At 68.0% G+C, this 22,596-nt stretch carries 25 protein-coding genes; 22 read left to right on the forward strand and 3 right to left on the reverse strand.

Annotation, left to right across the window (positions count from 1 at the left end):
* The 8 genes from JZ792_RS33470 to JZ792_RS33505 all read left to right on the forward strand — a co-directional run.
* The coding region (locus JZ792_RS33470; protein WP_498044266.1) for an Rv0497 family membrane protein at positions 1-939 on the forward strand (939 nt) is incomplete at its 5' end.
* Between the two features lie 13 nt (positions 940-952).
* Entirely contained in the window at positions 953-1,867 is a 915-nt protein-coding gene (locus JZ792_RS33475; protein ID WP_216916906.1) for a sugar phosphate isomerase/epimerase family protein, read from the forward strand.
* Between the two features lie 151 nt (positions 1,868-2,018).
* The gene (locus JZ792_RS33480) at positions 2,019-2,918 is read left to right on the forward strand and encodes a thioesterase family protein (RefSeq protein ID WP_216916907.1); all 900 of its coding nucleotides are present in this window, start codon (positions 2,019-2,021) and stop codon (positions 2,916-2,918) included.
* A 76-nt stretch (positions 2,919-2,994) separates the two neighbouring features.
* The gene (gene proC / locus JZ792_RS33485; protein WP_216916908.1) at positions 2,995-3,828 is read left to right on the forward strand and encodes a pyrroline-5-carboxylate reductase; all 834 of its coding nucleotides are present in this window, start codon (positions 2,995-2,997) and stop codon (positions 3,826-3,828) included.
* A 242-nt stretch (positions 3,829-4,070) separates the two neighbouring features.
* Positions 4,071-4,334, forward strand: coding sequence for a helix-turn-helix domain-containing protein (locus JZ792_RS33490; RefSeq protein WP_109528881.1), 264 nt, complete (start codon positions 4,071-4,073; stop codon positions 4,332-4,334).
* A gap of 239 nt (positions 4,335-4,573) precedes the next feature.
* Positions 4,574-4,675, forward strand: a complete 102-nt coding sequence (locus JZ792_RS33495) for a 30S ribosomal protein bS22 (RefSeq protein WP_003402602.1) — start codon at positions 4,574-4,576, stop codon at positions 4,673-4,675.
* A 248-nt stretch (positions 4,676-4,923) separates the two neighbouring features.
* Positions 4,924-5,955, forward strand: coding sequence for an NAD-dependent epimerase/dehydratase family protein (locus tag JZ792_RS33500; RefSeq protein WP_216916928.1), 1,032 nt, complete (start codon positions 4,924-4,926; stop codon positions 5,953-5,955).
* On the forward strand, positions 5,952-6,980 hold the full coding sequence (locus JZ792_RS33505) for a lysophospholipid acyltransferase family protein (RefSeq protein WP_216916909.1): 1,029 nt from the start codon (positions 5,952-5,954) through the stop codon (positions 6,978-6,980). The genes JZ792_RS33500 and JZ792_RS33505 overlap by 4 nt, the downstream gene beginning before the upstream one ends.
* A gap of 333 nt (positions 6,981-7,313) precedes the next feature.
* On the opposite strand, the gene JZ792_RS33510 is transcribed toward JZ792_RS33505, so the two are convergent.
* Positions 7,314-8,249 carry an HAD family hydrolase gene (locus JZ792_RS33510; RefSeq protein ID WP_254190716.1) on the reverse strand — a complete coding sequence of 312 codons (936 nt, stop codon included), beginning with the start codon at positions 8,247-8,249 and terminating at the stop codon, positions 7,314-7,316.
* A gap of 208 nt (positions 8,250-8,457) precedes the next feature.
* On the opposite strand from JZ792_RS33510, the gene JZ792_RS33515 reads away from it, so the two are divergent.
* The 5 genes from JZ792_RS33515 (at position 8,458) to JZ792_RS33535 (ending at position 13,839) form a co-directional block, all read left to right on the forward strand.
* Positions 8,458-8,718: a glutaredoxin family protein gene (locus tag JZ792_RS33515; RefSeq protein WP_216916910.1), complete on the forward strand. Its 261-nt coding sequence runs from the start codon at positions 8,458-8,460 to the stop codon at positions 8,716-8,718.
* Between the two features lie 237 nt (positions 8,719-8,955).
* Positions 8,956-9,798 carry a redox-sensing transcriptional repressor Rex gene (locus JZ792_RS33520; protein WP_232840156.1) on the forward strand — a complete coding sequence of 281 codons (843 nt, stop codon included), beginning with the start codon at positions 8,956-8,958 and terminating at the stop codon, positions 9,796-9,798.
* Positions 9,795-11,234 (forward strand): glutamyl-tRNA reductase, encoded by a 1,440-nt coding sequence (locus JZ792_RS33525; protein WP_216916911.1) that lies wholly within the window; start codon positions 9,795-9,797, stop codon positions 11,232-11,234. Before JZ792_RS33520 ends, JZ792_RS33525 begins: the two co-directional genes overlap by 4 nt.
* Positions 11,231-12,280, forward strand: a complete 1,050-nt coding sequence (hemC, locus tag JZ792_RS33530) for a hydroxymethylbilane synthase (protein WP_216916912.1) — start codon at positions 11,231-11,233, stop codon at positions 12,278-12,280. Before JZ792_RS33525 ends, hemC begins: the two co-directional genes overlap by 4 nt.
* Complete coding sequence (locus JZ792_RS33535) at positions 12,277-13,839, forward strand: bifunctional uroporphyrinogen-III C-methyltransferase/uroporphyrinogen-III synthase (RefSeq protein ID WP_109528874.1); 1,563 nt, start codon at positions 12,277-12,279, stop codon at positions 13,837-13,839. Before hemC ends, JZ792_RS33535 begins: the two co-directional genes overlap by 4 nt.
* A gap of 400 nt (positions 13,840-14,239) precedes the next feature.
* On the opposite strand, the gene JZ792_RS33540 is transcribed toward JZ792_RS33535, so the two are convergent.
* On the reverse strand, positions 14,240-14,542 hold the full coding sequence (locus JZ792_RS33540) for a hypothetical protein (RefSeq protein WP_254190714.1): 303 nt from the start codon (positions 14,540-14,542) through the stop codon (positions 14,240-14,242).
* Between the two features lie 203 nt (positions 14,543-14,745).
* Here JZ792_RS33540 and hemB point away from each other — a divergent pair, with 203 nt between their 5' ends.
* From hemB to JZ792_RS33570, 6 genes are all read left to right on the forward strand, one after another.
* On the forward strand, positions 14,746-15,723 hold the full coding sequence (gene hemB / locus JZ792_RS33545) for a porphobilinogen synthase (RefSeq protein WP_216916913.1): 978 nt from the start codon (positions 14,746-14,748) through the stop codon (positions 15,721-15,723).
* A 5-nt stretch (positions 15,724-15,728) separates the two neighbouring features.
* Positions 15,729-16,247, forward strand: a complete 519-nt coding sequence (locus JZ792_RS33550) for a hypothetical protein (RefSeq protein ID WP_254190717.1) — start codon at positions 15,729-15,731, stop codon at positions 16,245-16,247.
* Positions 16,248-16,572: 325 nt separating this feature from the next.
* On the forward strand, positions 16,573-17,352 hold the full coding sequence (gene mce1N, locus JZ792_RS43115) for a transport-regulating membrane protein Mce1N (protein WP_308165560.1): 780 nt from the start codon (positions 16,573-16,575) through the stop codon (positions 17,350-17,352).
* A gap of 443 nt (positions 17,353-17,795) precedes the next feature.
* On the forward strand, positions 17,796-18,053 hold the full coding sequence (locus tag JZ792_RS33560) for a hypothetical protein (protein ID WP_216916914.1): 258 nt from the start codon (positions 17,796-17,798) through the stop codon (positions 18,051-18,053).
* A gap of 98 nt (positions 18,054-18,151) precedes the next feature.
* A complete protein-coding gene (locus tag JZ792_RS33565; protein WP_216916915.1) occupies positions 18,152-18,400 on the forward strand; it encodes a hypothetical protein in 249 nt (82 codons plus the stop codon).
* Between the two features lie 153 nt (positions 18,401-18,553).
* Positions 18,554-18,775: a hypothetical protein gene (locus tag JZ792_RS33570; RefSeq protein ID WP_216916916.1), complete on the forward strand. Its 222-nt coding sequence runs from the start codon at positions 18,554-18,556 to the stop codon at positions 18,773-18,775.
* A gap of 61 nt (positions 18,776-18,836) precedes the next feature.
* Here the strand turns inward: JZ792_RS33570 and JZ792_RS33575 are convergent, their stop codons facing one another.
* The gene (locus JZ792_RS33575) at positions 18,837-19,229 is read right to left on the reverse strand and encodes a hypothetical protein (RefSeq protein ID WP_216916917.1); all 393 of its coding nucleotides are present in this window, start codon (positions 19,227-19,229) and stop codon (positions 18,837-18,839) included.
* A 181-nt stretch (positions 19,230-19,410) separates the two neighbouring features.
* Between JZ792_RS33575 and hemL the strand changes: the two genes are divergently transcribed.
* From hemL to JZ792_RS33590, 3 genes are all read left to right on the forward strand, one after another.
* Positions 19,411-20,748: a glutamate-1-semialdehyde 2,1-aminomutase gene (gene hemL, locus JZ792_RS33580; protein ID WP_216916918.1), complete on the forward strand. Its 1,338-nt coding sequence runs from the start codon at positions 19,411-19,413 to the stop codon at positions 20,746-20,748.
* A 494-nt stretch (positions 20,749-21,242) separates the two neighbouring features.
* Positions 21,243-21,869: a histidine phosphatase family protein gene (locus JZ792_RS33585; protein ID WP_216916932.1), complete on the forward strand. Its 627-nt coding sequence runs from the start codon at positions 21,243-21,245 to the stop codon at positions 21,867-21,869.
* A gap of 116 nt (positions 21,870-21,985) precedes the next feature.
* Positions 21,986-22,567 carry a TlpA disulfide reductase family protein gene (locus tag JZ792_RS33590; RefSeq protein ID WP_308165561.1) on the forward strand — a complete coding sequence of 194 codons (582 nt, stop codon included), beginning with the start codon at positions 21,986-21,988 and terminating at the stop codon, positions 22,565-22,567.
* The last annotated feature ends 29 nt before the right edge of the window (positions 22,568-22,596 follow it).

Here is a 22,596-nt window from a genome sequence, read left to right on the forward strand (position 1 = left end):
GCCCCCGAACCCCCGGAACCGCGTTCCCGACAGGGCAGGGCGGCCAGAAGGCGCGCGGCGGAGGCGGAAGAGGGCCCGTCGACGGCGCCCTGGCAGGCCCCCGCCGAGGAATTTCCCCAGGAACCGCCGCAGCGGGCGCTGTCGCCCCTCGCGGACGGCGCGTCGCTCGCACCGCAGCGCAACCGACCGCCGCAGCCACCGGAACCCGCCGGTCGGGGTTCCTCGCGGCGTGACGACCGGGGCCCCCGGACCGGCTCGCTGCCCGCGTGGTCGCGGCGACGTGCACCAGCGCCCCAGGACGACGCACCGGAATCGGGTGGAATCTCCACCGCGGCGTGGTCGCTGGCCAGTCAGGACCAGCAACTCGTGTCGGGTTCGACGGTCGCGGGTGATCTGCTGCGCGACGGCGTCGAACGAGCCGAACGCGACAAACGTGAGCGCGCGGGACGCGGACCGGTCGACCTGGTCGAACCGGACGAGGGGTACACCGACGTCTACGAGCCGTATGCCGACGGCTACGACGACAATTTCGACGCGGACGGTTTCGACGGAGACGGTTTCGACGCCGACGACTACTACGACGACGATCCGGACGGCGACGAGGCCGGCCCGAAACGGGCGAGCAAGAAGGCGAGCGGGCGTCGATCGCGCGCGACGCGACGCGTGGAAGACGATGCGAACCGGCGGCAATGGCTGGTGCTCGGTGGTCAGAGCGCGGGCGCGGCTATCGCGGGGATGTTGCTGTTCAAGGGTTTCGAGCGCATGTGGGAGATGCTGCCCTGGGTCGCGCTGACCCTGGCGATGATCGTCATCCTCGGATTGGTGACGTTGGTCAGGATCCTGCGCAAGACCGACGACATCCTCAGCACCGTGATCGCGGTTGTCGTCGGCATCTTCGTGACGCTGGGACCGCTCGCCTTCCTTCTCAGCACGAACTGAGCGGGGAGTGGCCGTGGGGAATTTCGAGCAGGACGACGACCTCGGTGCGCGGATCCTGGTCGGCTTGTCGACCGCGTCGGTGTATCCACAGAACACCGAGTCCGCGTTCCAGTACGCGGCCGAACTCGGTTACGACGGTGTGGAATTGATGGTGTGGGCCGAGCCCGCCAGTCAGAGCATCGCCACGGTTCAGGGTTACGTGCGCAAGTACGGTGTGCCCGTGCTCGCCGTGCACGCGCCGTGTCTGCTCATCTCGCAACGAGTCTGGGGAGCGGATCCGGTCGCCAAACTCGAACGCAGCGTGCGGACCGCCGAGGCGCTCGGCGCGGGAAGTGTCGTGGTGCATCCGCCGTTTCGCTGGCAGCGTCGCTACGCCCAGGGTTTCGCGGCCCAGGTCGCCGAACTCGAGGAACACAGTTCGGTGATCGTCGCGGTGGAGAACATGTTCCCGATGCGCGCGGACACCCTGTTCGGTCGCAAGGAGACCTCGGTCAAGCGGTTGGAACGCAGGGGTGGACCGGGTCCGGGGTTGACGGCCTTCAGTCCCTCCTATGATCCGACCGATACCGGATTCCAGCACTACACCCTCGATCTGTCCCACACCGCGACCGCGGGCGCCGATCCGCTGCTGCTCGCCGCGCGGATGGGCGGCGGTCTCGCGCATCTGCATCTGGCCGACGGGCGTGGCGCCGCCCACGACGAGCACCTGGTTCCCGGCGAGGGCACCCAGCCCTGCGCCGAGGTCTGCGCGATGCTGGTCGAGTCCGGATTCTCCGGCCACGCGGTCGCCGAGATCAACACCCAGAACGCGCGCACCACCGCCGACCGGTCCGCCATGCTCGACCGCACACTCCGTTTCGCCCGCGAACATCTCAACGGGCAGACGCCGGCCCCGGCCACCTCGTCATCGCAGGCCAAACACGTGTGACGCGATCCGGGCCACCGGGAATGGCTCGGCGCCCACCCTTCGTTCTACGCTGTACGAACACCGCGTCATCGTGACCGGTCCCGGTGACCGCCAGGTACGGCATCGAGGTACCGCGATCGGATCCGGCGCGGATTCGACGACAGGAGTGACGATGACGACGGAGCTGACCGCGCACGTGGAGCAGCACACCGCGACGGACGCCCCGTTCAGCCGCGTGTGCGCGCTGACCGAGGTGGACGCGACCGCCCCCGGCACCGGCCGCTACACCGGCGTCATCGATGAGATCTGGACCATCGGCAAGAAGGTGCACGGCGGCACCATGGTCGCCGGGAGCGCCGCGGCCGCCACCAACTGGCTGCGTGCCACCGACCCCGCCCTGGCCGAGATGGCCCCCATCGCGGCGAGTACGGATTTCCTCGGCGCGCCGGAACCCGGCGCTGTCGACTACGAGGTCAGCGTCCGCAAGATCGGTCGCCAGATCTGTCTGGCCGACGTCACCCTGATCCAGGGGGATCGCGGTCTGGTCCGCACGGCGTTCACCTTCGGCCGCCTCGACGACGTCGCCCCGGTGTACGCGCCCGAGCACGGCGATATGCCCGCCGAACCGCCCGCCGACGCCGCCGACTACGAGGACGGCTCCCCGATGGGCAAGATCGTGCACGTGGGGCAGGGCGCCGACCTGTTCCTCGATCGCGACTGGGCCCGTTTTCTGGAGGGACAGCGCGGCGAACCGCGACTACGGCTGTGGATGCGCCCCCGCGCGGGCGATCAGGCCGATCCGGAGGTGGCCGCCTACTTCGCCATCATGTCGGCCGATATGAGCCCGCCGGTGCCGATGAATCTCGGACATTTCGGCTGGGCGCCCACCGTGCAGATGACGACCTATCTGCGCCGCAGGCCCGCCCCCGGCTGGCTGCGCGTCATCGCGACCACCCACGAGGTCGGCGAGCGCATGTTCGACGAGGATCAGCTGGTGCTCGACTCCACCGGCGCTGTGGTCGCGCAGAGCCGTCAGCTGGCCCTCATACCGGTGCGCGATCCGCGGGCCTGATACCGCGACCGGGGCCGGATAGGGACCGGTCGCCCCGTTTCTGACCGTGCCGGTATCGCGTCTAGCCTTGACCCCCATGACGAGAATTGCGGTGATCGGTGGCGGTCGCATCGGGGAGGCGTTGATCGCCGGTTTGCTCGAGTCCGGGCGTGCGAGCAAGGATCTGGTCGTCGTGGAGACGTACAAGGATCGGGCCGAGCTGATCGCGGAGCGCTTCGGGGTACGGGTGACCGATTCGGTGACCGACGCGGCCGTCGGCGCCGATCTGCTGGTGATCGCCGTCAAACCGGGCGATGTCGACACGGTGCTCACCCAACTCGGCAAAGCCGACCTGGGCGGCGACAAGGATCAGGTCCTGGTCTCACTGGCGGCAGGTGTGCCGACCGCGCGGCTGGAGGCCAAACTGCCCGCCGGATTCCCGGTGGTGCGGGTGATGCCCAATACCCCGATGCTGGTCGGTCAGGGTATGAGCGTGCTGGCCCCCGGCCGCTACACCCGGCCCGAGCAGTTGGCGCTGGTGAACGAGCTCCTGGCCTCGGTGGGCCGGGTCGCGACGGTCGCCGAGTCCCAGATGGACGCGGTGACCGCGCTGTCGGGTTCCGGTCCCGCGTACTTCTTCCTCGTGGTCGAGGCTCTGGTCGAGGGGGGCGTCGGACTGGGGCTCACCAGGGAGGTCGCCACCCAGCTCGTGGTGCAGACGATGATCGGCTCCGCGGCCCTGCTCGACGATTCCGGCCAGAGCGCGGTGGAATTGCGCGCCGCGGTCACCTCGCCCGCGGGCACGACGGCCGCCGCCCTGCGCGAACTGGAACGCGGCGGTCTGCGCTCGGCCTTCATGGAAGCGCTGCACGCGGCCAAGGACCGCTCCGCCGAACAGGGGGCGAACGACGGGAACGGTGTCGCGTCCTGACCGCGCGCTCGTGAACCGGTGATTGCGGTGCGGCGAACCTCGAACAACGCAAATCGAACACCGCGCGTCCGCGAGGTGACTCGCCGATGCCCTGCAAGCGGCGCTGATTTCTCACACCCGTCGCAGTAATCCCATTGGCACCGCTAAGCTTCAAGGAGCACGTGCGTGTCTGTTCCGCCGGTGGGGAAGCCGGCGGCGCGGACGTGCCGGAGGTCAATGGTGCAATGATGTCTGCGAATAAGATGTCTGGAAATAATTCGGGTTCATCGCCTGGTTCGTCGGGTCCATCGGGCAGCCGAGCGAGTTCGGGGCAACCCTTACTCGGCGGCGGCACGCAGTTCCTGACGGTAGCCGAGGTCGCGAATCTGATGCGGGTATCCAAAATGACGGTGTATCGGCTCGTCCACTCGGGTGAACTGCCCGCGGTGCGCGTCGGTCGCTCGTTCCGGGTGCACGCGAAAGCGGTTCACGACTACCTGGAGACGTCCTACTTCGACGCGGGGTGAATCGAATCCATCCGGCCCGCGGCGCGTGACGCGCCCGCGGGCGCCGGCTCGCGTCAGCACGGAGGGCCCCGGAAGCGCCGCCTCAGGGGCGGGTAGCATGGACCCTCGGTTCGTGTTCGCCTGCCGACGGCGCCCCTTTGTGGTGTCCGGTGCCTGCCGGCGGCGCGAGCACCGAAAATGGCGTACGCCCCGAGCGTGCGCGCCGACCAGCCGAGTAGAGAGAACGCGAGGACAACCCTATGGGTTCTGTGATCAAGAAGCGTCGTAAGCGCATGTCGAAGAAGAAGCACCGTAAGCTGCTTCGCCGTACACGTGTTCAGCGGCGCAAACTCGGCAAGTAAGCTCGCGCTCGAAAGATGAGGCTCGTCACCCCTGTGGTGACGGGCCTCATCTTTTTGAAACAACACGATTTGCAATGCGCGAATGTATCCGGTGACTGAAGTCATCGTTAGAACCTGGTTAATACTCTCGGTGTCTCGGACGGTAGCGGTTACGCTTGAACCGCCAGGAAATCGAAATGAGGGCCTCGTAGGTGGGATCCGGTGCCGTGGGATCTGAGGTAAGAGACGCTGACGCGCCGAACGTGGTGATGGTGACGGGTGCGAGCCGATTCTTCGGTGGCAATACCGTCGCTCGGCTCGCGCAGGACCCGGGGATCGATCGGGTCGTCGCGGTCGACACCATGACGCCGAGCCGTGAGCTGCGCCGTCGCATGGGGCGCGCCGAGTTCGTGCGCGCCGATATTCGAAATCCGTTGATCCGCAAGGTGATCAGCGGATACAACGTGGATACCGTTGTCCATGCCGCGATGCTGTCGCGCCCGCCGGCCGGTGGTGGCCGTGCGGTGATGAAGGACCTCAACGTCCTCGGCGCGATGCAGTTGTTCGCGGTCTGTCAGAAATCGCCGTCGGTGCGCCGGGTGGTCGTGCGCTCGACATCGGCGGTTTACGGATGCAGCGCCAAGGACCCCGCGAAATTCACCGAGGAAATGAGCGCGCGAACCCCACCGCGCGGTTGGTTCGCACGCGACATGATCGAAATCGAAAGTTTCGTCCGCGGACTCGCCCGGCGCAGACCCGATATTTCCGCCTCGATATTGCGTTTCGCGCCGATTGTCGGACCGCGACTGGCCGGGCGTGGCGTGCAGTATCTGCAATCCCCGGTCACCCCCACCGTCTTCGGTCGTGACGCGCGGCTGCAACTGCTCCACGAGGAGGATGCCGTCGCCGCGCTGGAACAGGCGGCGCGGATGGCGCCCGGCGGCACCTACAATGTGGCAGGGGACGGTGCGCTTACGCTGTCCCAGGCGCTGCGGCGCGCAGGCCGCATCGAACTGCCGGTTCCCTTCATCCTGTTCCGCACCGCGGGACGGGCGCTGATGGGGCCGGTCATGCGTGAGTTCACCGGCGAACAGCTCGATTATTTCCACTTCGGATGTGGCCTGGACACCACCCGGATGCGGACCGAACTCCAGTTCGTGCCGCGCTGGACAACGGTGCAGGCGTTCGACGACTTCATCGGGGGCGCAGCGTTGCGGCCCGTCTTCGATCCCGCGTGGATCGATGCCGCAGAAAATAAACTGCTCGGCCTGCTCGGGGCCGGTACGGGAGCACATTCATGAATCACGTAGCGAAAGTGATCCACCTTCACGATCAGAATGTGGAGTCGCGTCAGCGGGTCGCTGTCCGACGCCGACCGGAATTCCAGACCGGGGATACGGCGTCGGGCCGGGTGACCTCGCTCAGCGATCGCCGCGCCACCACCGAACCGCCGCGGCCCCGGTCGGTATCGGACCTGGTGCGCGGTGCGCTCAGCGCGCAGATCGGCAAGACGGCCGAATTCGCGCGCCGCCGCGTCACCGGCGACTACCAGATCGACGAGTTCGGATTCGACGAGCACCTGCTCGAATCGGTCATCCTGCCCGCGCTGCGGCCCATGTCGGATATGTGGTTCCGCGTCGAGGTCAACGGCATGCAGCACATTCCGGAGGTCGGCGGCGCGCTCATCGTGGCCAACCACGCGGGCACCGTCCCGCTCGACGGGCTGATGCTCCAGCTGGCCGTGCACGACCACCACGCCAAGCAGCGGGCCCTGCGTCTGCTCGCCGCCGACCTGATCTTCGAAATGCCGGTACTCGGCATGCTCGCCCGCAAGGCGGGCCACACCCTGGCCTGCCGCGAGGACGCCGAACGACTGCTGCGCGCGGGCGAGTTGACGGGCGTCTTCCCCGAGGGTTTCAAGGGCGTCGGCAAGAACTACGCCGACCGGTACAAGCTCCAGCGCTTCGGCCGGGGCGGTTTCGTCGCCGCCGCGGTGCGCACCGGCGTGCCGATCATCCCGTGCTCGATCGTCGGCTCCGAGGAGATCTACCCCAAACTGGCCGACCTCAAGCCGCTCGCCCGGCTGCTCGGCCTGCCCTACTTCCCCGTGACGCCGCTGTTCCCGCACCTCGGCCCGCTCGGCGCGCTGCCACTGCCCTCGAAGTGGTACATCGAATTCGGCGAACCCATCGCGACCACCGCCTACGAGCCCGAGGCCGCCGACGACCCGATGACCATGTTCGAGGTCACCGACCAGGTGCGCGAGACGATCCAGCAGACCCTGTACAAACTGCTCACCAAGCGCCGCAACCCCTTCACGGGGTGAAATTTTGGCGGCCCGGGGGCCGCGGGAGCTGTGATTTTGGCGGCCCGGGGGCCGCGGGTTCGCGGCCCTTGATGTCTCGCGTCCGAGCGGTCGATACTCGCGACTTCGTCGCATTGTCTCGACCGCTCGGACGCGAGACGGCCGCGAACGGGCGCTCGTAAGACTCGCTCCGGGTGGGGTGGATGTGTTGGAAAACTGGCTGTGATCGTGGGACTGATGTTGCTCAGGTCGGCGGGGATGGGTGATCCGGGGTGGCTTCGACCGTGGGGCGTGATTCAGCGGCGGAGGGGGACGTGCCATCCAGGTGGAGGAATGGGCTGGGTGCTCTCCGGTTCAATGTTCGCGGCGGCGGGTTATTGCCGCGGCTACGGCGCCGCCGGCGGCGCCCAGGGCCAAGGCGGTCGGCACGCCGATCTTGGCGGCTTTGCGGCCGGTGCGGAAGTCGCGGATTTCCCAGCTTCGGTTCTTGGCGACCTCGCGTAGGTCGGAGTCGGGGTTGATGGCGACGGCGGTGCCGACCAGCGACAGCATCGGGACGTCGTTGTGGCTGTCGGAATAGGCGGTGCAGCGTTTGAGATTCAGGCCCTCGCGAATTGCGAGGGTGCGCACGGCGTGTGCTTTTCCGAGGCCGTGCAGGATATCGCCGACGAGGCGGCCGGTGAATTTACCGTCGACGCTTTCCGCGACGGTGCCGAGCGCGCCGGTGAGGCCGAGTCGTTTGGCGATCACCTGGGCCAATTCGACCGGGGTCGCGGTGACGAGCCAGACCTGCTGACCGGCGTCCAGGTGCATCTGCGCGAGTGCGCGGGTGCCGGGCCAGATCTTGTCGGCGATGATCTCGTCGTAGATCTCCTCGCCGAGAGCGGCGAGTTCCGCCGTGGGACGGCCCGCGATGAAGGCGAGGGCTTTCTCCCGGCCCGCGGCCATATCGGTGCTGTTCTCCTTGCCGGTGACGCGGAATTTTACCTGTTTCCAGGCGACGTCGACCAGGTCGGAGGTCTTGAAGTATTTCCGCGCGGCCAGCCCACGGGCGAAGTGCACGATGGAGGCGCCCTGCACCATGGTGTTGTCGACGTCGAAGAACGCGGCCGCGGTCAGGTCACGCGGGGCTTCCGGGCCGAGACTTTCCGGCGGCCCGCCCGCGGCGATTTCGGCGTCGTGCAGCGATAACGCCGCGTCGGCGCTGGCCTCGCCCGCCAGGTTGGCGCGCACTTCCTCCTCGCTCGGGCCGAAAGGACTCCGAGAGATGCGTGCGAGCTGGTCTTGCAGGTTCTGACCGAATCTGCCCTGATTCCACCTGACCGGAAACTCGCCGAAGCGCCCCGCGATGAATCCCGCCCTCTCGATCTTCGATCGTTCCGGCACCAATTACCTCCGCCCGTCGCGCGCGAACGTGTCCACACTAGCGGGATCCGGCGACAGTTTCGGCGGACCAGGGGTACTGGATCGACCGTGGCGAGGGGATTTAATAACACTCATGACCAATCCCACACATTCCGTGACGCTGCTGACGAGATCGGGTTGCGGACTGTGTTCCACAGCACTCGAACAGCTGCGCGTGATCTGCGGCGATTTCGGTATCGAACCCGGCACCGTCGATGTCGACGAGGCCGCGGCCACCGACCCTGGCCTGCGCGCGGAGTACGGCGACCGGCTTCCTGTCGTGCTGCTCGACGGCCGTGAGCACAGCTATTTCGACGTGGACGAGTCCCGTTTGCGCGCCGATTTGCGTCGATGAGGAAACGCTGTTCGCGTCCGTTTCCGCCGCACCGCTGGTCGCAGCGGAAAATGAGGCCAATTTCACCGACTTTGTGAAGGGCTGCACAAGCGGTTACGGTGGTGGCACGCGACCCGCATGCCGAGGCTGCGGAGCCGCCCTGAAATCCGAAACATCGATCATGGCACCGGGCCGCCCCGGGTCAGAGGTCGAGCGACGAACCGGATGACGAGCAATCCGGGACGAGGAGCCTACGACGTGACAGAGCAGCATGAGGCGCCGAGTGGCGTCTCCGGCAGAGCTCTGCAGAAGACGGTGCCGAACAAGGACATTCCGCAGGCCACCGTCGGGCGCTTGGCTACCTATCTCCGTGTCCTCGCGATGTTGGCCGAGGATGGAGTCCTCATCGTATCGAGTGAGGAACTCGCTGTCGCGGCGGGTGTCAATTCGGCCAAACTGCGCAAGGATCTGTCCTTCCTCGGACCCAACGGCGTTCGGGGTGTCGGCTATGACGTCGCCAAGTTGCGCACCAGGATCGAGGATGTGCTCGGACTCTCCGACGGACATCGCGTCGTACTGGTCGGCGCGGGCAATCTGGGCCGCGCCCTCGTCGGCTACGGCGGGTTCAAGCGACGCGGTTTCACGGTGGTCGGCATCTTCGACAACGACCCCTCGGTGATCGGCCGGACCGTCGCCGGTCTGTCGGTGCGCGACGTCGCGGTGCTGCACGAGGCGGTCATCGCGCTCGACCCGACCATCGCCGTCATCACCGTCCCCGACGACGCCGCGCAGGGTGTGTGCGACCGCCTGGTCGCCGCCGGTGTCCAGTCGATCCTGAGTTTCGCGCCGAGCGTGCTCGACGCGCCGCCCGCCGTGGAGGTCCGCCGGGTGGATCTCGCGGTGGAGATGCAGATGCTCTCCTTCGAGCGCACCCGCAACACCGAGCCCGAACCTCTCGCGGAAGTGGCGTCGGCCGTGTCGGGCCGGATCGCCCGCCGTGCCCCCGCTCCGCGCACCGGAGCCGCGCGTGCGGCGATCACGCACTCGACCTCGCATCAGGCAACGGAGCCAAGCAGCAAGGGATCGGTGGTTTCACCATGAGCGTTCTTCTGGTCGGGATCTCGCATCGGAGCGCCCCCGTCTCGGTCCTGGAGAAGGTGGCCATCACCGACACCGACCGTCCCAAGCTGATCGAACGGATGCTGACCTCGGACCACGTCTCGGAGGCGATGATCGTCTCGACGTGCAACCGCATCGAGGTCTACGCGGTGGTCGATGCCTTCCACGGCGGTCTCGCCGAGGTCGGCGACCTGCTCACCAGACATTCCGGGCTTCCGCTCGCGGATCTGACCAAACACGCCTACGTGCGCTACAGCGAGGCCGCGGCCGAACACCTGTTCGCGGTGTCCTCCGGGCTGGATTCGATGGTGGTCGGCGAGCAGCAGGTGCTCAGTCAGATCCGCGCCGCCTACGCCTCCGCCGACGCCCAGCAGGCCGTCGGGCGGACCCTGCACGAACTGGCCCAGCACGCGCTGCGGGTCGGCAAACGCGTGCATTCGGAGACCGGTATCGACCGTGCGGGCGCGTCGGTGGTCTCGGTCGCGCTCGACAAGGCCAAATCGGTCCTGCGCGGCACGGCGGATTCCGCCGACACCGCCCTGGTCGGGCGCACCGCGGTCGTCGTCGGCGCCGGTGCGATGGGCGGGCTTGCCGTGGCCCATCTCTCGCGCGCGGGCATCGGCCGGATCATCGTGGTGAACCGCACCATCGAGCGGGCCCGCAGACTCGCCGACACCGCGGCGGGCTACGGCGTCGAATCCTCGGCTCTGGAACTCTCGGGTCTGACCGAGGCCATGGCCTCGGCCGATGTGGTCATCACCTGCACCGGAGCGATCGGCGCCGTGGTGACCCTGGCCGATACCCACCGCGCGCTCGCCGACCGCGATCGGGCCGAAATCCCCTCTGCCGAACGGCCGCTGGTCTTCTGCGACCTCGGACTTCCGCGCGATGTCGAACCCGCGGTCGCCGGACTGCCCGGCGTGTCGGTCATCGATATCGAGACGCTGCAACACGATCCGGCCGCGGGCGCCGCCGCCGACGACACCGCCGCCGCGCGTGCGATCGTCGCCGACGAACTCGCCAAATACCTGGCGGGCCAGCGGATGGCCGAGGTGACGCCGACCGTGGCGGCGCTGCGCCAGCGGGCCGCCGAAGTGGTCGAAGCCGAACTGCTGCGCCTGGATTCGCGACTGCCGAGCCTGGCCGATCCCGAACGCGACGAGGTCGCGCGCACGGTGCGCCGCGTGGTCGACAAACTGCTGCACGCGCCGACGGTGCGGGTCAAGCAACTGGCGTCGACTCCGGGCGGCGACAGCTACGCCGAGGCCCTGCGCGAACTGTTCGAACTCAAACCCGGTGCGGCACAGGCGGTCGCCGCGCCGATGGAGATCACCACGCTCGCCGGTGAACTCGGCGCCGCGCTGGCCGACGATTTCACCACCGGCCACCTGGGTGAGGAACAGGGGAATCCCCGATGACGCGCCTTCAGGAAGAGGACAACGTGACAGTGCCCGGCACGCGCCGTTCCTGGCGGATCGGGACCCGCGGGAGCCTGCTCGCGCGCACCCAGTCGGGTACCGTCCGCGACGCGCTGATCGCCGCGGGGCACGAGGCCGAACTGGTCATCGTGAGAACCGTCGGCGACGAATCCTCCGAACCGGTGGTCGAACTCGGTGTCGGTGTCTTCACCTCCGCGCTGCGCGAGGAACTGGCGGCCGGGAATATCGACATCGCGGTGCACTCCTACAAGGATCTGCCCACCGCGCCCGACCCGCGTTTCACCATCGCGGCCGTTCCGCCCCGCGAGGATCCGCGCGACGCCCTGGTGGCGCGCGACGGTCTCGTGCTCGGTGAACTGCCCGCCGGGTCGAAGGTCGGCACGTCCGCGCCGCGCCGCGCCGCCCAATTGCTCGCCCTCGGGCTCGGTCTCGAGGTGCTGCCGCTGCGCGGCAACCTGGACACCCGGCTGAGCAAGGTCGCCGACGGCGAACTCGACGCCGTGATCGTCGCGAGAGCCGGGCTGGCCCGGATCGACCGGCTGGACGCGGTCACCGAGGCATTGGAACCTGTGCAGATGCTGCCCGCCCCCGCACAGGGGGCGCTGGCGGTCGAATGCCGCAGTGACGACAGCGCGTTGATCGAGACGCTGTCGCAGTTCGACGACGCGGCCACCAGAGCCGCCGTCGTCGCCGAGCGCGGTCTGCTCGCCGAATTGGAGGCCGGTTGTACCGTCCCCGTCGGCGCGCTCGGAGAAGTCGTCGAATCGATCGACGACGACGGCCGGATCTTCGACGAACTCTCGCTGCGCGGATGCGCCGCCGCGGTCGACGGATCCGATGTGTTGCGTGCCTCGGTGGTCGGTTCACCGCAGGACGCGGCGGAACTCGGCCGGGCCCTGGCCCGCGAATTGCTGGAGCTCGGTGCGCGCGAGCTCCTCACCTCAGACTTCACCCCACCCCAGCCCAATGGAGAACAGCCGATCATGAGCGAGCGAAGCGAGCGAATCACAGAGGTGCAGGCATGAGCCGAGGGACGAAGAAGCACCCGGGTCGTATCCTGTTCGTCGGTTCGGGCCCCGGTGACCCGGCATTGCTCACCGTGCGTGCGCGTGAAGTCCTCGGGCGGGCCACACTGGCGTTCACCGACCCCGATGTCGACAAGGGCGTACTCGCGCTCATCGGCTCGGCGGTCGAGGAAGACGAGGACGGCACCCGTCCGGTCGACGTGCGCCCCGCGCTCGGCGAACCGGCCGAGGTCGCCAAAACCCTGATCGCGGAGGCCCGCAACGGCCACGACGTGGTCCGGGTGGTCGCCGGCGATCCGCTGACCACCGACGCCGTGATCAACGAGGTCAACACCGTCACCCGTTCGCATATGGTCTTCGAGGTGCTGCCGGGCCTGCCCAGCGGTTCCTCGGTGCCCAGCTACGCGGGTATCGCGCTCGGCTCGGGTCATACCGAAGCCGATGTGCGCGGCGAGGTCGACTGGGCGGCGCTGGCGTCGGCCCCCGGCCCGCTGGTACTGCACGCCACCTCCGGCCATCTGGCCGAGACGGCGAGCGCGCTGGTCGAACACGGTATGGCCCCGCAGACCCCGGTCGCGGTGACCGTGCGCGGCACCACCCGTCAGCAGCGCACCATAGAGGCGACGCTGGCGACGCTGAACAGCGCGGCCTCCGAACTGGTCGGCCCGCTGGTGGTGACCATCGGCAAGGTCGTCGCCGCGCGATCGAAGATGTCGTGGTGGGAATCGCGGGCGCTGTACGGCTGGACCGTACTCGTGCCGCGCACCAAGGATCAGGCCGCCGAGATGAGCGAACGGCTCGTCACCCACGGCGCCATCCCGATGGAGGTGCCGACCATCGCGGTCGAGCCGCCGCGCAGTCCCGCGCAGATGGAACGCGCCGTCAAGGGGCTGGTCGACGGCCGCTACCAGTGGGTGGTGTTCACCTCCACCAACGCGGTCCGCGCGGTGTGGGAGAAATTCGCCGAATTCGGTTTGGACGCACGGGCTTTCTCGGGCGTGAAGATCGCCTGCGTCGGCGAGGCCACCGCGGACAAGGTGCGTTCGTTCGGCATCAATCCGGAACTCGTCCCCAGCGGGGAACAGTCCTCGGAGGGACTGCTGGCCGATTTCCCGCCCTACGACGACGTTTTCGATCCGGTCAACCGAGTCCTGTTGCCCCGGGCCGACATCGCGACCGAAACCCTGGCCGAGGGTCTGCGTGACCGCGGCTGGGAAATCGACGACGTCACCGCCTACCGGACCGTGCGTGCCTCACCGCCGCCCGCGGAGACCCGCGAGATGATCAAGACCGGCGGTTTCGACGCGGTCCTGTTCACCTCCTCCTCCACGGTCCGCAATCTGGTCGGCATCGCGGGCAAGCCGCATACCCGCACCATCGTGGCCTGTATCGGCCCGAAGACCGCCGAGACGGCGATCGAATTCGGTCTGCGCGTCGATGTGCAGCCCGAGGTCGCCCAGGTCGGTCCGCTGGTCGAGGCACTGGCCGAACACGCGGCCCGGCTGCGCGCCGAGGGCCTACTGCCCCCGCCGCGCAAGAAGAGCCGTCGCAGTAGGTAATTAGCGGCCGGGGCCGCGGGTTCGCTGTGATTTTGGCGGCCCGGGGGCCGCGGGTTCGCGGCCCTTCTTGTCTCGCGTCCGAGCGGTCGATACTCGCGACTTCGTCGCATTGTCTCGACCGCTCGGACGCGAGACGGCCGCGAACGGGGCGCTCGTCGGGCTCGCGCCTGTGGTGGGTGCGTTTCGATGGTTCGGACGCGAGACGGCCGCGAAACCCGTTGTGGACGGTTGGGAGCGGTGGTCGACTTGTTGCAGGACCGCTGTCTGCGGTGGTGAGTGGTGGTCGCGAATCGCCGTGAGCGGGTGTGAATCCATCGTGGACGGTCGCGAACCTGTCCGGAGCGGCGAGCCGTCGCGGCCCGCCGTCGGACCGTCGCGAATCCTCGCGAACGGCGGTGTCTCAGCGGCTGTAGCGCAGGAGGGTGCGGACCAGGCGGCAGGTGCTGTCGGAGGGCGGGCGGATTCCGATGAGATCGGCGGTGCGCCTGATTTTCTCGTTGCTCGCCTGATTCGGCAGGTAGATGCCGGAATCGAGCATCGCGATGGTGAGCCGCATGGCCTTGAGCCTGCGGTTGTGGGTGACGTACCACTTGCGTGGCCTGCCCGCGGGCAGCGGGCGCTTCTCCAGTGGGACGAAGGGCTCGATGAGCTTCGAATTCGGTGCGGCGGTCCGGCTGCTGGCGGTCTGGCTGATGGCGGCCATGATCGTCCTCCCCTCGGGTCGGGAATCCGCGTCGTGTGAATCTGCGATTATCCGAGATCTGTGCGAATTCCCTCGAACACATCTTCGATTCTACTCGCACCCACCGACAGAAAACGGCTGGCCGCGAAGGCTTTCGGTGTCCCTGTCGGCGGTCGCGCCGGGCGGTCGCGACAGCCCGTCGGAGCAGGCGTATCGTCCATTTCATGACCGGATTGGACCGCCCGCGGCGGTTGCGCCGTACCCCCGCGCTGCGTCGTCTCGTGGCCGAAACCACCCTGCGCCCACGGCATCTGGTGTTGCCGATGTTCGTCGCCGACGGGCTCGAGGAACCGCGTGAGATCAGCTCGATGCCGGGGGTGATGCAGCATTCGATGGATTCGCTGCGCAAAGCGGCGGTCGAGGCGGTCGCGGCCGGGGTCGGCGGGCTCATGCTCTTCGGTGTTCCGCTGCCCGAGGACAAGGACGCGACCGGCAGCAAGGCCAGCGATCCCGACGGCATCCTGAACCGGGGACTGCGCGCGCTCGCCGACGAGGTCGGCGGGTCGACGGTGATCATGGCCGACACCTGTCTGGACGAATTCACCGATCACGGGCACTGCGGCGTCGTCGCCTCCGACGGCGCGGTCGACAACGACGCCACCCTGCACCGCTACGTCGACATGGCGCTGGCCCAGGCCGAGGCGGGCGCTGATCTGCTCGGCACCAGCGGCATGATGGACGGTCAGGTCGGCGCGATCCGGCGCGGCCTCGACGCGGTCGGGCACACCGATACCGGGATCCTCGCCTACGCGGCCAAATACGCCTCGGCCTTCTACGGCCCGTTCCGCGAGGCGGTCTCCTCCTCGCTGGAGGGTGATCGCCGCAGCTACCAGCAGGATCCGGCGAACCGCCGCGAATCGCTGCGCGAACTGCATCTCGACCTCGCCGAGGGCGCCGACATCGTCATGGTGAAACCGGCCATGTCCTATCTCGACATCCTGCGCGAGGTCGCAGACCGCTCGACGGTGCCGGTCGCGGCGTATCAGATCTCGGGCGAGTACGCGATGATCACGGCCGCCGCCGAACGCGGCTGGATCGATCGCCGGGCCTCGGTGCTGGAATCGTTGACGGGGATCCGTCGCGCGGGCGCGGACATCGTGCTCACCTACTGGGCCGCCGAGGCAGCACACTGGTTGTCGTGACGAATATGCACTACCCGGTGAGTGTCGGACCGCCTCCACGCCCGCCCATGCCCGAAGACGTCCGAACCGCGTGGCAACTGTGGTGGGGTGTGATCGGATTCGGTGTCGTGCAACTCACGGCCTCGATGATCGCGGCACTCGGACAACGACAGGATTTCGGCGAGCAGATACTCGAGCAATTGCGCGAGACCGATCCGAATACCACCCCGGCCTTCGCCGATGCGATGGTTCTGGTCGTCTTCGTCATGGTGGTGCTGGTCGGCCTGGTGATCACCGGGCTCGGGATTTTGTTCGTGTACATGTTCGGGCGGGGCAAATTGTGGGCACGGACGCTGCTGACCGTCGTCGGTGTCTGGTTGGTGTTCATGGCCGTCGGCACGCTGTTCACTCTGGACACGGTGGGCGGGGTCGCGACACTGGTCGCGGGCGGTGCGTCGATCGTTCAGGGCGTGCTCGCGGGCGGCGCGATTTTTCTGGGTCATCGTCGGGATTCGACCGCTTACTTCCTGGTGAACCGTCGGTAAACAACAGGCAACCGGGCACGAAGTTTGTCGGCGGCGGGGCGGCATGTATGGTGAGGGTTGTCACAGTGGACATGGGAACCGGTAGTTGTCGGTCGCGCGTTCGTCTTACCTTGCGTAAGAGCGCCTTCCGAAAGCTTCGGGAGATCGGAGGCATCGATGCGCGTGGTCATCCAACAGCCACAGAGCATTCGACGAGAACTGCTCGTGCTGAGCCTGCTGATCCTGTTCGGTGTCCTCACCGTCGCCCTGTTGCTGCTGCCCGGTGTGGTCGGCTGATCCTGCCCGCTATTCGCCACGGTTCCGTCCGCGTGATCGGCCCGACACGGTGACCGAACCGCAAGACGCCACCGTCCTGTTCTTCGAGCCGGGCGCGCGTCGGCGCAGCATCGCCTACGGCCCCGTGCTCTGCGCGACCGTGCTCATCGTCGAAATCGTCTCGTCCAGTCCCGTGCACTGGTTCGCCCTGATCTTCTGCGGCGCCCTCGTCGCGGGTTTCGTCGCCTTGCAGGTGGTCGCGGGTCAACGACATGTGAGTGTCGAACTCACCGATACCGCCCTGCGCGACGGCGCGGAAACCCTCCCGCTGAGCTCGATCGCGGAAGTGCTCCCCGAACGCGACCGCAACTCCTGGGACGACGAGGAATGGGAATCGGCGCGGGCGCTCGGGGAATTGACCGGCGTGCCCCGGCGGCGGACGGGGATCGGTCTGAAGCTCGCCGACGGCGGTCTGGTGCAGGCGTGGGCGCGGGATCATCGTGGGCTGCGTGCGGCGTTGGAGTCTGCGGTGTCATCGCGGTCGTCCGGTGATGGGGAGTCGGTGGAGACTCCCGCGAAGTCCGAGACGATTGGGGAAACCGAGACGCTTGGGGAAACCGAGACGCTTGGGGAAACCGAGACGGTCGGGGAAACCGTGACGGTCGGGGAGTCCGAGGCGCTCGGGGAGTCCGTGACGGCCGCGAAGTTCGAGATGGCCAACAAGTCCGAGGCGGCCGGGGAGTCCGTGACGGCCGGGGAGTCCGTGACGGCCGGGGAGTCCGTGACGGTCGCGAAGCCCGTGACGCATGGGAAAACCGAGACGGTTGGAGATTTCGACGGGCTGGTGTAAGTCCGGTCGGCATGTCGATCTCCAGGACGCCGATTCGGTGGGCGATCCGGCGAATTCCGAGAACGCCCAGTCGCCTTGAGACCGCGAGAACTTGGGGCAGCCCGGAACAGCCGAGAGCATCGGGGAGTCCGGGAGGTCCAAGACCGGGAGGTCCGAGAGTATCGGGGAACCCGAGACGTTCGAGAGTGCCGGTGTGCACCAGAACTCCGAGGAGTCCGATTCGCCCGAGATATCGGAGGGGTCCGAGATGGTCGGGAAATCGGGTAGATCCTCTGGTTCCGGGCTGCCGGGAGTACGGGTGACCGACCTGCCGGGAGAATCGGGGAATCCGGGACTCGCCCGCATACCGGAGAGGTCGACACGAGCCGGAACTTCGCCGAAAGTCCACCCGTCGGGCAAGATCGAGGAGTCCGGGAATCGACTCGGCGAGAAGGGAGACGACCGTGAGGCGAGCGACGAGTACAGCTCTCGGCGAGGCGGTGATCGCCCTGCTCTGCGTGATCGGAGCGGTCCTGAGCTGGGGCAACGGTGTGGTGACGACCAGCTTCGCGCCCATCGGCGACCTGCCAGCCTTCGATTCGACCCGCTATGTGGCGCCGTGGCTGGTGCTCGCCGCCTTCTTGATCTGCGTGGCCGGATTGCTCGTGATAGACGGTGCGGCGCGCGTCGTGCGGTCGACAGGACAGACCGCGCTCGATTGAGTGTCGTGGCCGGTGCCACGAATCCGCCGTTCCACCTTTCACAGAACCGCCCGCACCGCATACCGTTTCGCTGTCCCGGACCCGGGCATGCCTAGTGCATGAAGCCGAGAACCTACGCGACGACGATTGCCGTGGCACTCGTGGCGGGCGGCCTTATCGGTGGTTCCACCGCGACGGCGCAGGCGCCCGAAACACCCGCCGCGACCATCGAGCCCACGTCGTCCTCCGGTCCGCTGCGACAAGGGCTGCTCCCCACCGTGCCGCCGGGAACGCTCCGCGTACTACCCGCCCCGCTGGCCTGTCTGCTCTCGACCGGCTCCGCCCTCTTCTGCGTCGGTGTGACCTAGCGACGGGACATCGTTGCCGACATTCCACGCGACGGCGTGTCGCGGACGCGTGTCGGTAACGGACGCGCCCCCGCCACCGACTTGTCGAGCGGCAGCATCATCGACCACGGTGATCGACTGTCGCCCAATATATTTCGATGGAAGGTGTTATCTGTGAGAGTTCTGGTGGCGAAATTCGGCGTGGCTCTGGCGGCGGTGGCGGCGGTCGGGCTCACGGCCGGTCCTGCGACGGCGGCGCCGAGCGGGCTGCCGCTGGAGAACGCCCCGGCCGCGGAGCAGGTTCTGCTCCCCGAGTCCGGTTCGGCCGGCATCTACAACAACTTCATGTGCCAGCTGCACACCATCTCGGCCGACGTGCCGTGCATGTACTCCTGAGAAACCGACACGCGTAGTGCCGATGCCGACCGCGGGCGAACGGCCCGCGGTCGGCCGCGCACTACTGCGTCCAGTTCTGATAGATGTCGAATACGCGACCGTCTCTGGTGCCTGGCGCGTTCAGGTACAGGGTGATCGAACCGTCGGGATGGTTTGTCGTCTCGGAGATGACCTGCCGCAACGAGGCGTGCACGCCGCCGTTCGCGTCGCGATAGATCTGGGTGTCGCTGTGCAGGCCCGCGCCGATCCGGTTCAGCGGCACGACCATGGTGACCAGTGCGGGAATCGGGCCGCCCGCCAGCGCCTCGGTCTCGCCGTGGCTGAGTTGCACACCGATCCGGCCCTGGTCCGGTTGGGCCAGCGGAACCGCGGCGGTCGCCGTCGCGGCGCCGAAGCAGACGGCCGCGGCGCTGACCGCGGCGAGGGTGACAGTCCTGATGACGGTGATCCTCATATAAGCGACTCCTGGGCCGATGCGGATGCGACAACGCCCGAGATTACGCACCGGCAATCCTCCAGCGACCGATATCGCCGTCGAAGGATCGGCGTGTTGCCGATCATCGGAAGTGCGGCGCGCGTCACTCCACTACACCCTGTCGTCGACCCCGCCCGCGCGGGCTGAGACACTGGAGGCCGTGAGTTCTTCTCCGCGCGTGACCAGGGCCGCTGTACCGATTTCCGCTCAGCTCTTCGACCGGGCGAGTTCGGTTATCCCCGGCGGCGTCAATTCGCCGGTACGAGCGTTCAAATCGGTGGGCGGCACGCCCCGGTTCATCGCCTCGGCCGACGGATACACGTTGACCGACGCCGACGGCAACGAGTACGTCGACCTCGTCTGCTCGTGGGGTCCGATGATCCTCGGCCACGCCCATCCCGCCGTCGTGGAAGCGGTCCAGCGAGCGGCGACCAGCGGTCTGTCGTTCGGCGCGCCGACCGAGGCCGAGATCGAACTCGCCGAAGTCATCGCCGGCCGGGTCGATCCGGTGGAGCGGGTGCGGCTGGTGAACTCGGGCACCGAGGCCACCATGAGCGCGGTCCGGCTGGCGCGCGGCTACACCGGTCGCGCCAAGATCATCAAATTCTCCGGTTGCTATCACGGGCACGTCGACGCGCTGCTGGCCGACGCCGGTTCCGGTGTCGCGACACTCGGCCTGCCGACCTCGCCCGGCGTCACCGGCGCCCAGGCGGGCGACACCCTGGTGCTGCCCTACAACGACCTGACGGCCGTCGCCGAGACCTTCGCCGCCAATCCCGGTGAGATCGCCTGTGTGATCACCGAGGCCGCGGCGGGCAATATGGGCGCGGTCGCGCCGCTGCCCGGTTTCAACGAGGGCCTGCGCGCCCTCACCGCCGAACACGGCGCGCTGCTGATCATGGACGAGGTGATGACCGGTTTCCGGGTCGGCCGCGCGGGCTGGTTCGGGCGCGAGGGCGTCGCGGGCGATCTCTATACGTTCGGCAAGGTCATGAGCGGTGGCCTGCCCGCCGCCGCGTTCGGCGGACGCGCCGAGATCATGAATCAACTGGCCCCGCTCGGCCCGGTCTATCAGGCGGGCACGCTCTCCGGTAATCCCGTCGCCGTCGCCGCTGGTCTTGCCACCTTGCGCGCGGCCGACGACGCCGTCTACGCGGCGCTCGATCGCAACGCGGATCGGCTCGGCGGGCTGTTCACCGAGGCGCTCACCGCGGCCGGGGTCGAGCATCAGGTGCAGTTCGCAGGCAATATGGTGAGCGTGTTCTTCGCCGATCGCCCGGTGACCGACTACGCGGCCGCCAAGGCCAGTGAGACCTGGCGTTTCCCCGCCTTCTTCCACGCCCTGCTCGACGCCGGGGTGTACGCGCCGCCGAGCGCGTTCGAGGCATGGTTCGTCTCGGCGGCGCTCGACGAGGACGCGTTCGACCGTATCGCCGCCGCTCTGCCCGCCGCCGCACACGCGGCCGCGGCCGCCACCCCCGAAGGATCCCGCGCGTGAGTTCCGACCTCGAACAGCCCGACGACCCACAGCGACGGGTGGAGGGCACACCCGCCGAGTCCGCCGCACCGGCCGGCGGTGATTCCACCGGCACCGTGTCCGAGTCCGCGGATTCGACTGTCGCCGATTCGGAGGGAAGCGTCGGCACGGCTGTCGTCGAGTCGAGCACGGTCGCCTCCGCTTCGGACGCCGCGGAGTCCGAAAGTGCCGCTTCCGACGAGACCGTGTCCGTCGTTCCCGCTGCTGCCGAGTCCGAAGCACGGTCCGACGAGGCCGTGTCCGAGGCCGCGGCCCTCGCCGCCGTCGCGCTGGTCGAGGGCGTCGACGTCGCCGACGCTGTCGCGCGAGCGGCCGGAGTCGATGAACTCGAGACCACCGAGCCCACCGAGACCACTGCGGTCTCCGCTGTTCCCACCGTGTCCTCCGCCACGACCACCGTCGCCCGCCCGACCGAACCGGAGGTCGAATCCGAACCGGAGCCGGTCGACGCGAGCCTGGAGACGATCGTGCATGTGCTGCGGCACGGTGAAGTGCACAACCCGAAAGGCATCCTCTACGGCCGACTGCCCGGGTTCAGCCTGTCGGTGACGGGCCGAGCGCAGGCGGGGGCGGTCGCGCGGGCACTGTCCGATCACGATCTCAGCGTGGTGATCGCCTCGCCGTTGCAGCGTGCCCAGGAGACCGCGGAGCCGATCGCTTCGCAGCACGGTCTGGTGGTTCGCACCGACGAGAATCTGATCGAGGCGGGCAATACCTTCGAGGGCCTGCGTGTTTCGGTCGGCGACGGCGCGCTGCGCAAGCCGAGGCACTGGTGGAAACTGCGCGACCCGTTCACCCCGTCGTGGGGCGAACCGTATCTACAGATCGCCCACCGCATGCTCGCCGCGGTGAACAAGGCACGGGTCGAGGCGGCCGGACACGAGGCCGTGCTCGTCTCGCATCAGCTGCCGGTGTGGACCCTGCGCCGATTCCTCCAGGGGCAGCGGCTCTGGCACGATCCGCGTCAGCGTCAGTGCTCGCTGGCCTCGCTGACCTCCCTCGTATACCAGGGCGACACCCTCGTCGACATCGTCTACTCCGAGCCCGCGGGCGGGTCGGATCCGTCGGTACACGGCGCATGATTCGTTCCGCCCGTTCCACGACGGCTGTGTCACGCCGTTTCACGGCACATGTGTCACGCCGTGCCACGGCACATCTGTCACCGACGCGTCGAATTCCGGTTCGGCGCGGCGGTCCGGTGCTGCTCGCCTGCGTCGCGCTGGTCGCCGCGCTGACGGGTTGCTCGACCGGATCGGACGCGGTGGCTTCGGGCGGCACCTTCGAATTCGTCTCGCCGGGCGGCAAGACCACCATCCTGTACGACCCGCCGAGTTCGCGCGGCACCATCGGCGGCCTGTCCGGCGAGGATCTGATGACCGAGGGCAAAACCGTGTCGGTCCAGGACTTCCCGGGCAAGGTGGTCGTGCTGAATCTGTGGGGCCAGTGGTGCGGTCCGTGCCGGGCCGAAGCGCCCGCCCTCGAACAGGTCTACGAGGCGACCAAGGACAGCGGCGTCGTATTCCTCGGCATCAACGTCCGCGATCCGCAGCGGGACAAGGCCCAGGATTTCGTGACCGACAACAAGATCGGCTATCCCTCCATCTACGACCCGTCCATGCGGACACTGCTCGCGCTCGGCGGTAATTTCCCGACCAGCGTGATCCCGACGACGCTGGTCCTCGACCGTGATCACCGGGTGGCGGCGGTGTTCCTGAAATCGCTGCTCGCCGAGGATCTGCAACCGGTGGTAGCCCGTGTCGCGGCGGAGGTTTCGCAGTGATCGCCCCGGGGCAGGCCGCCGTGGGGCGG

Origin of the sequence: Nocardia noduli (assembly GCF_019038455.1) — a bacterium.
In the GTDB taxonomy this organism is placed as follows: domain Bacteria; phylum Actinomycetota; class Actinomycetes; order Mycobacteriales; family Mycobacteriaceae; genus Nocardia; species Nocardia noduli.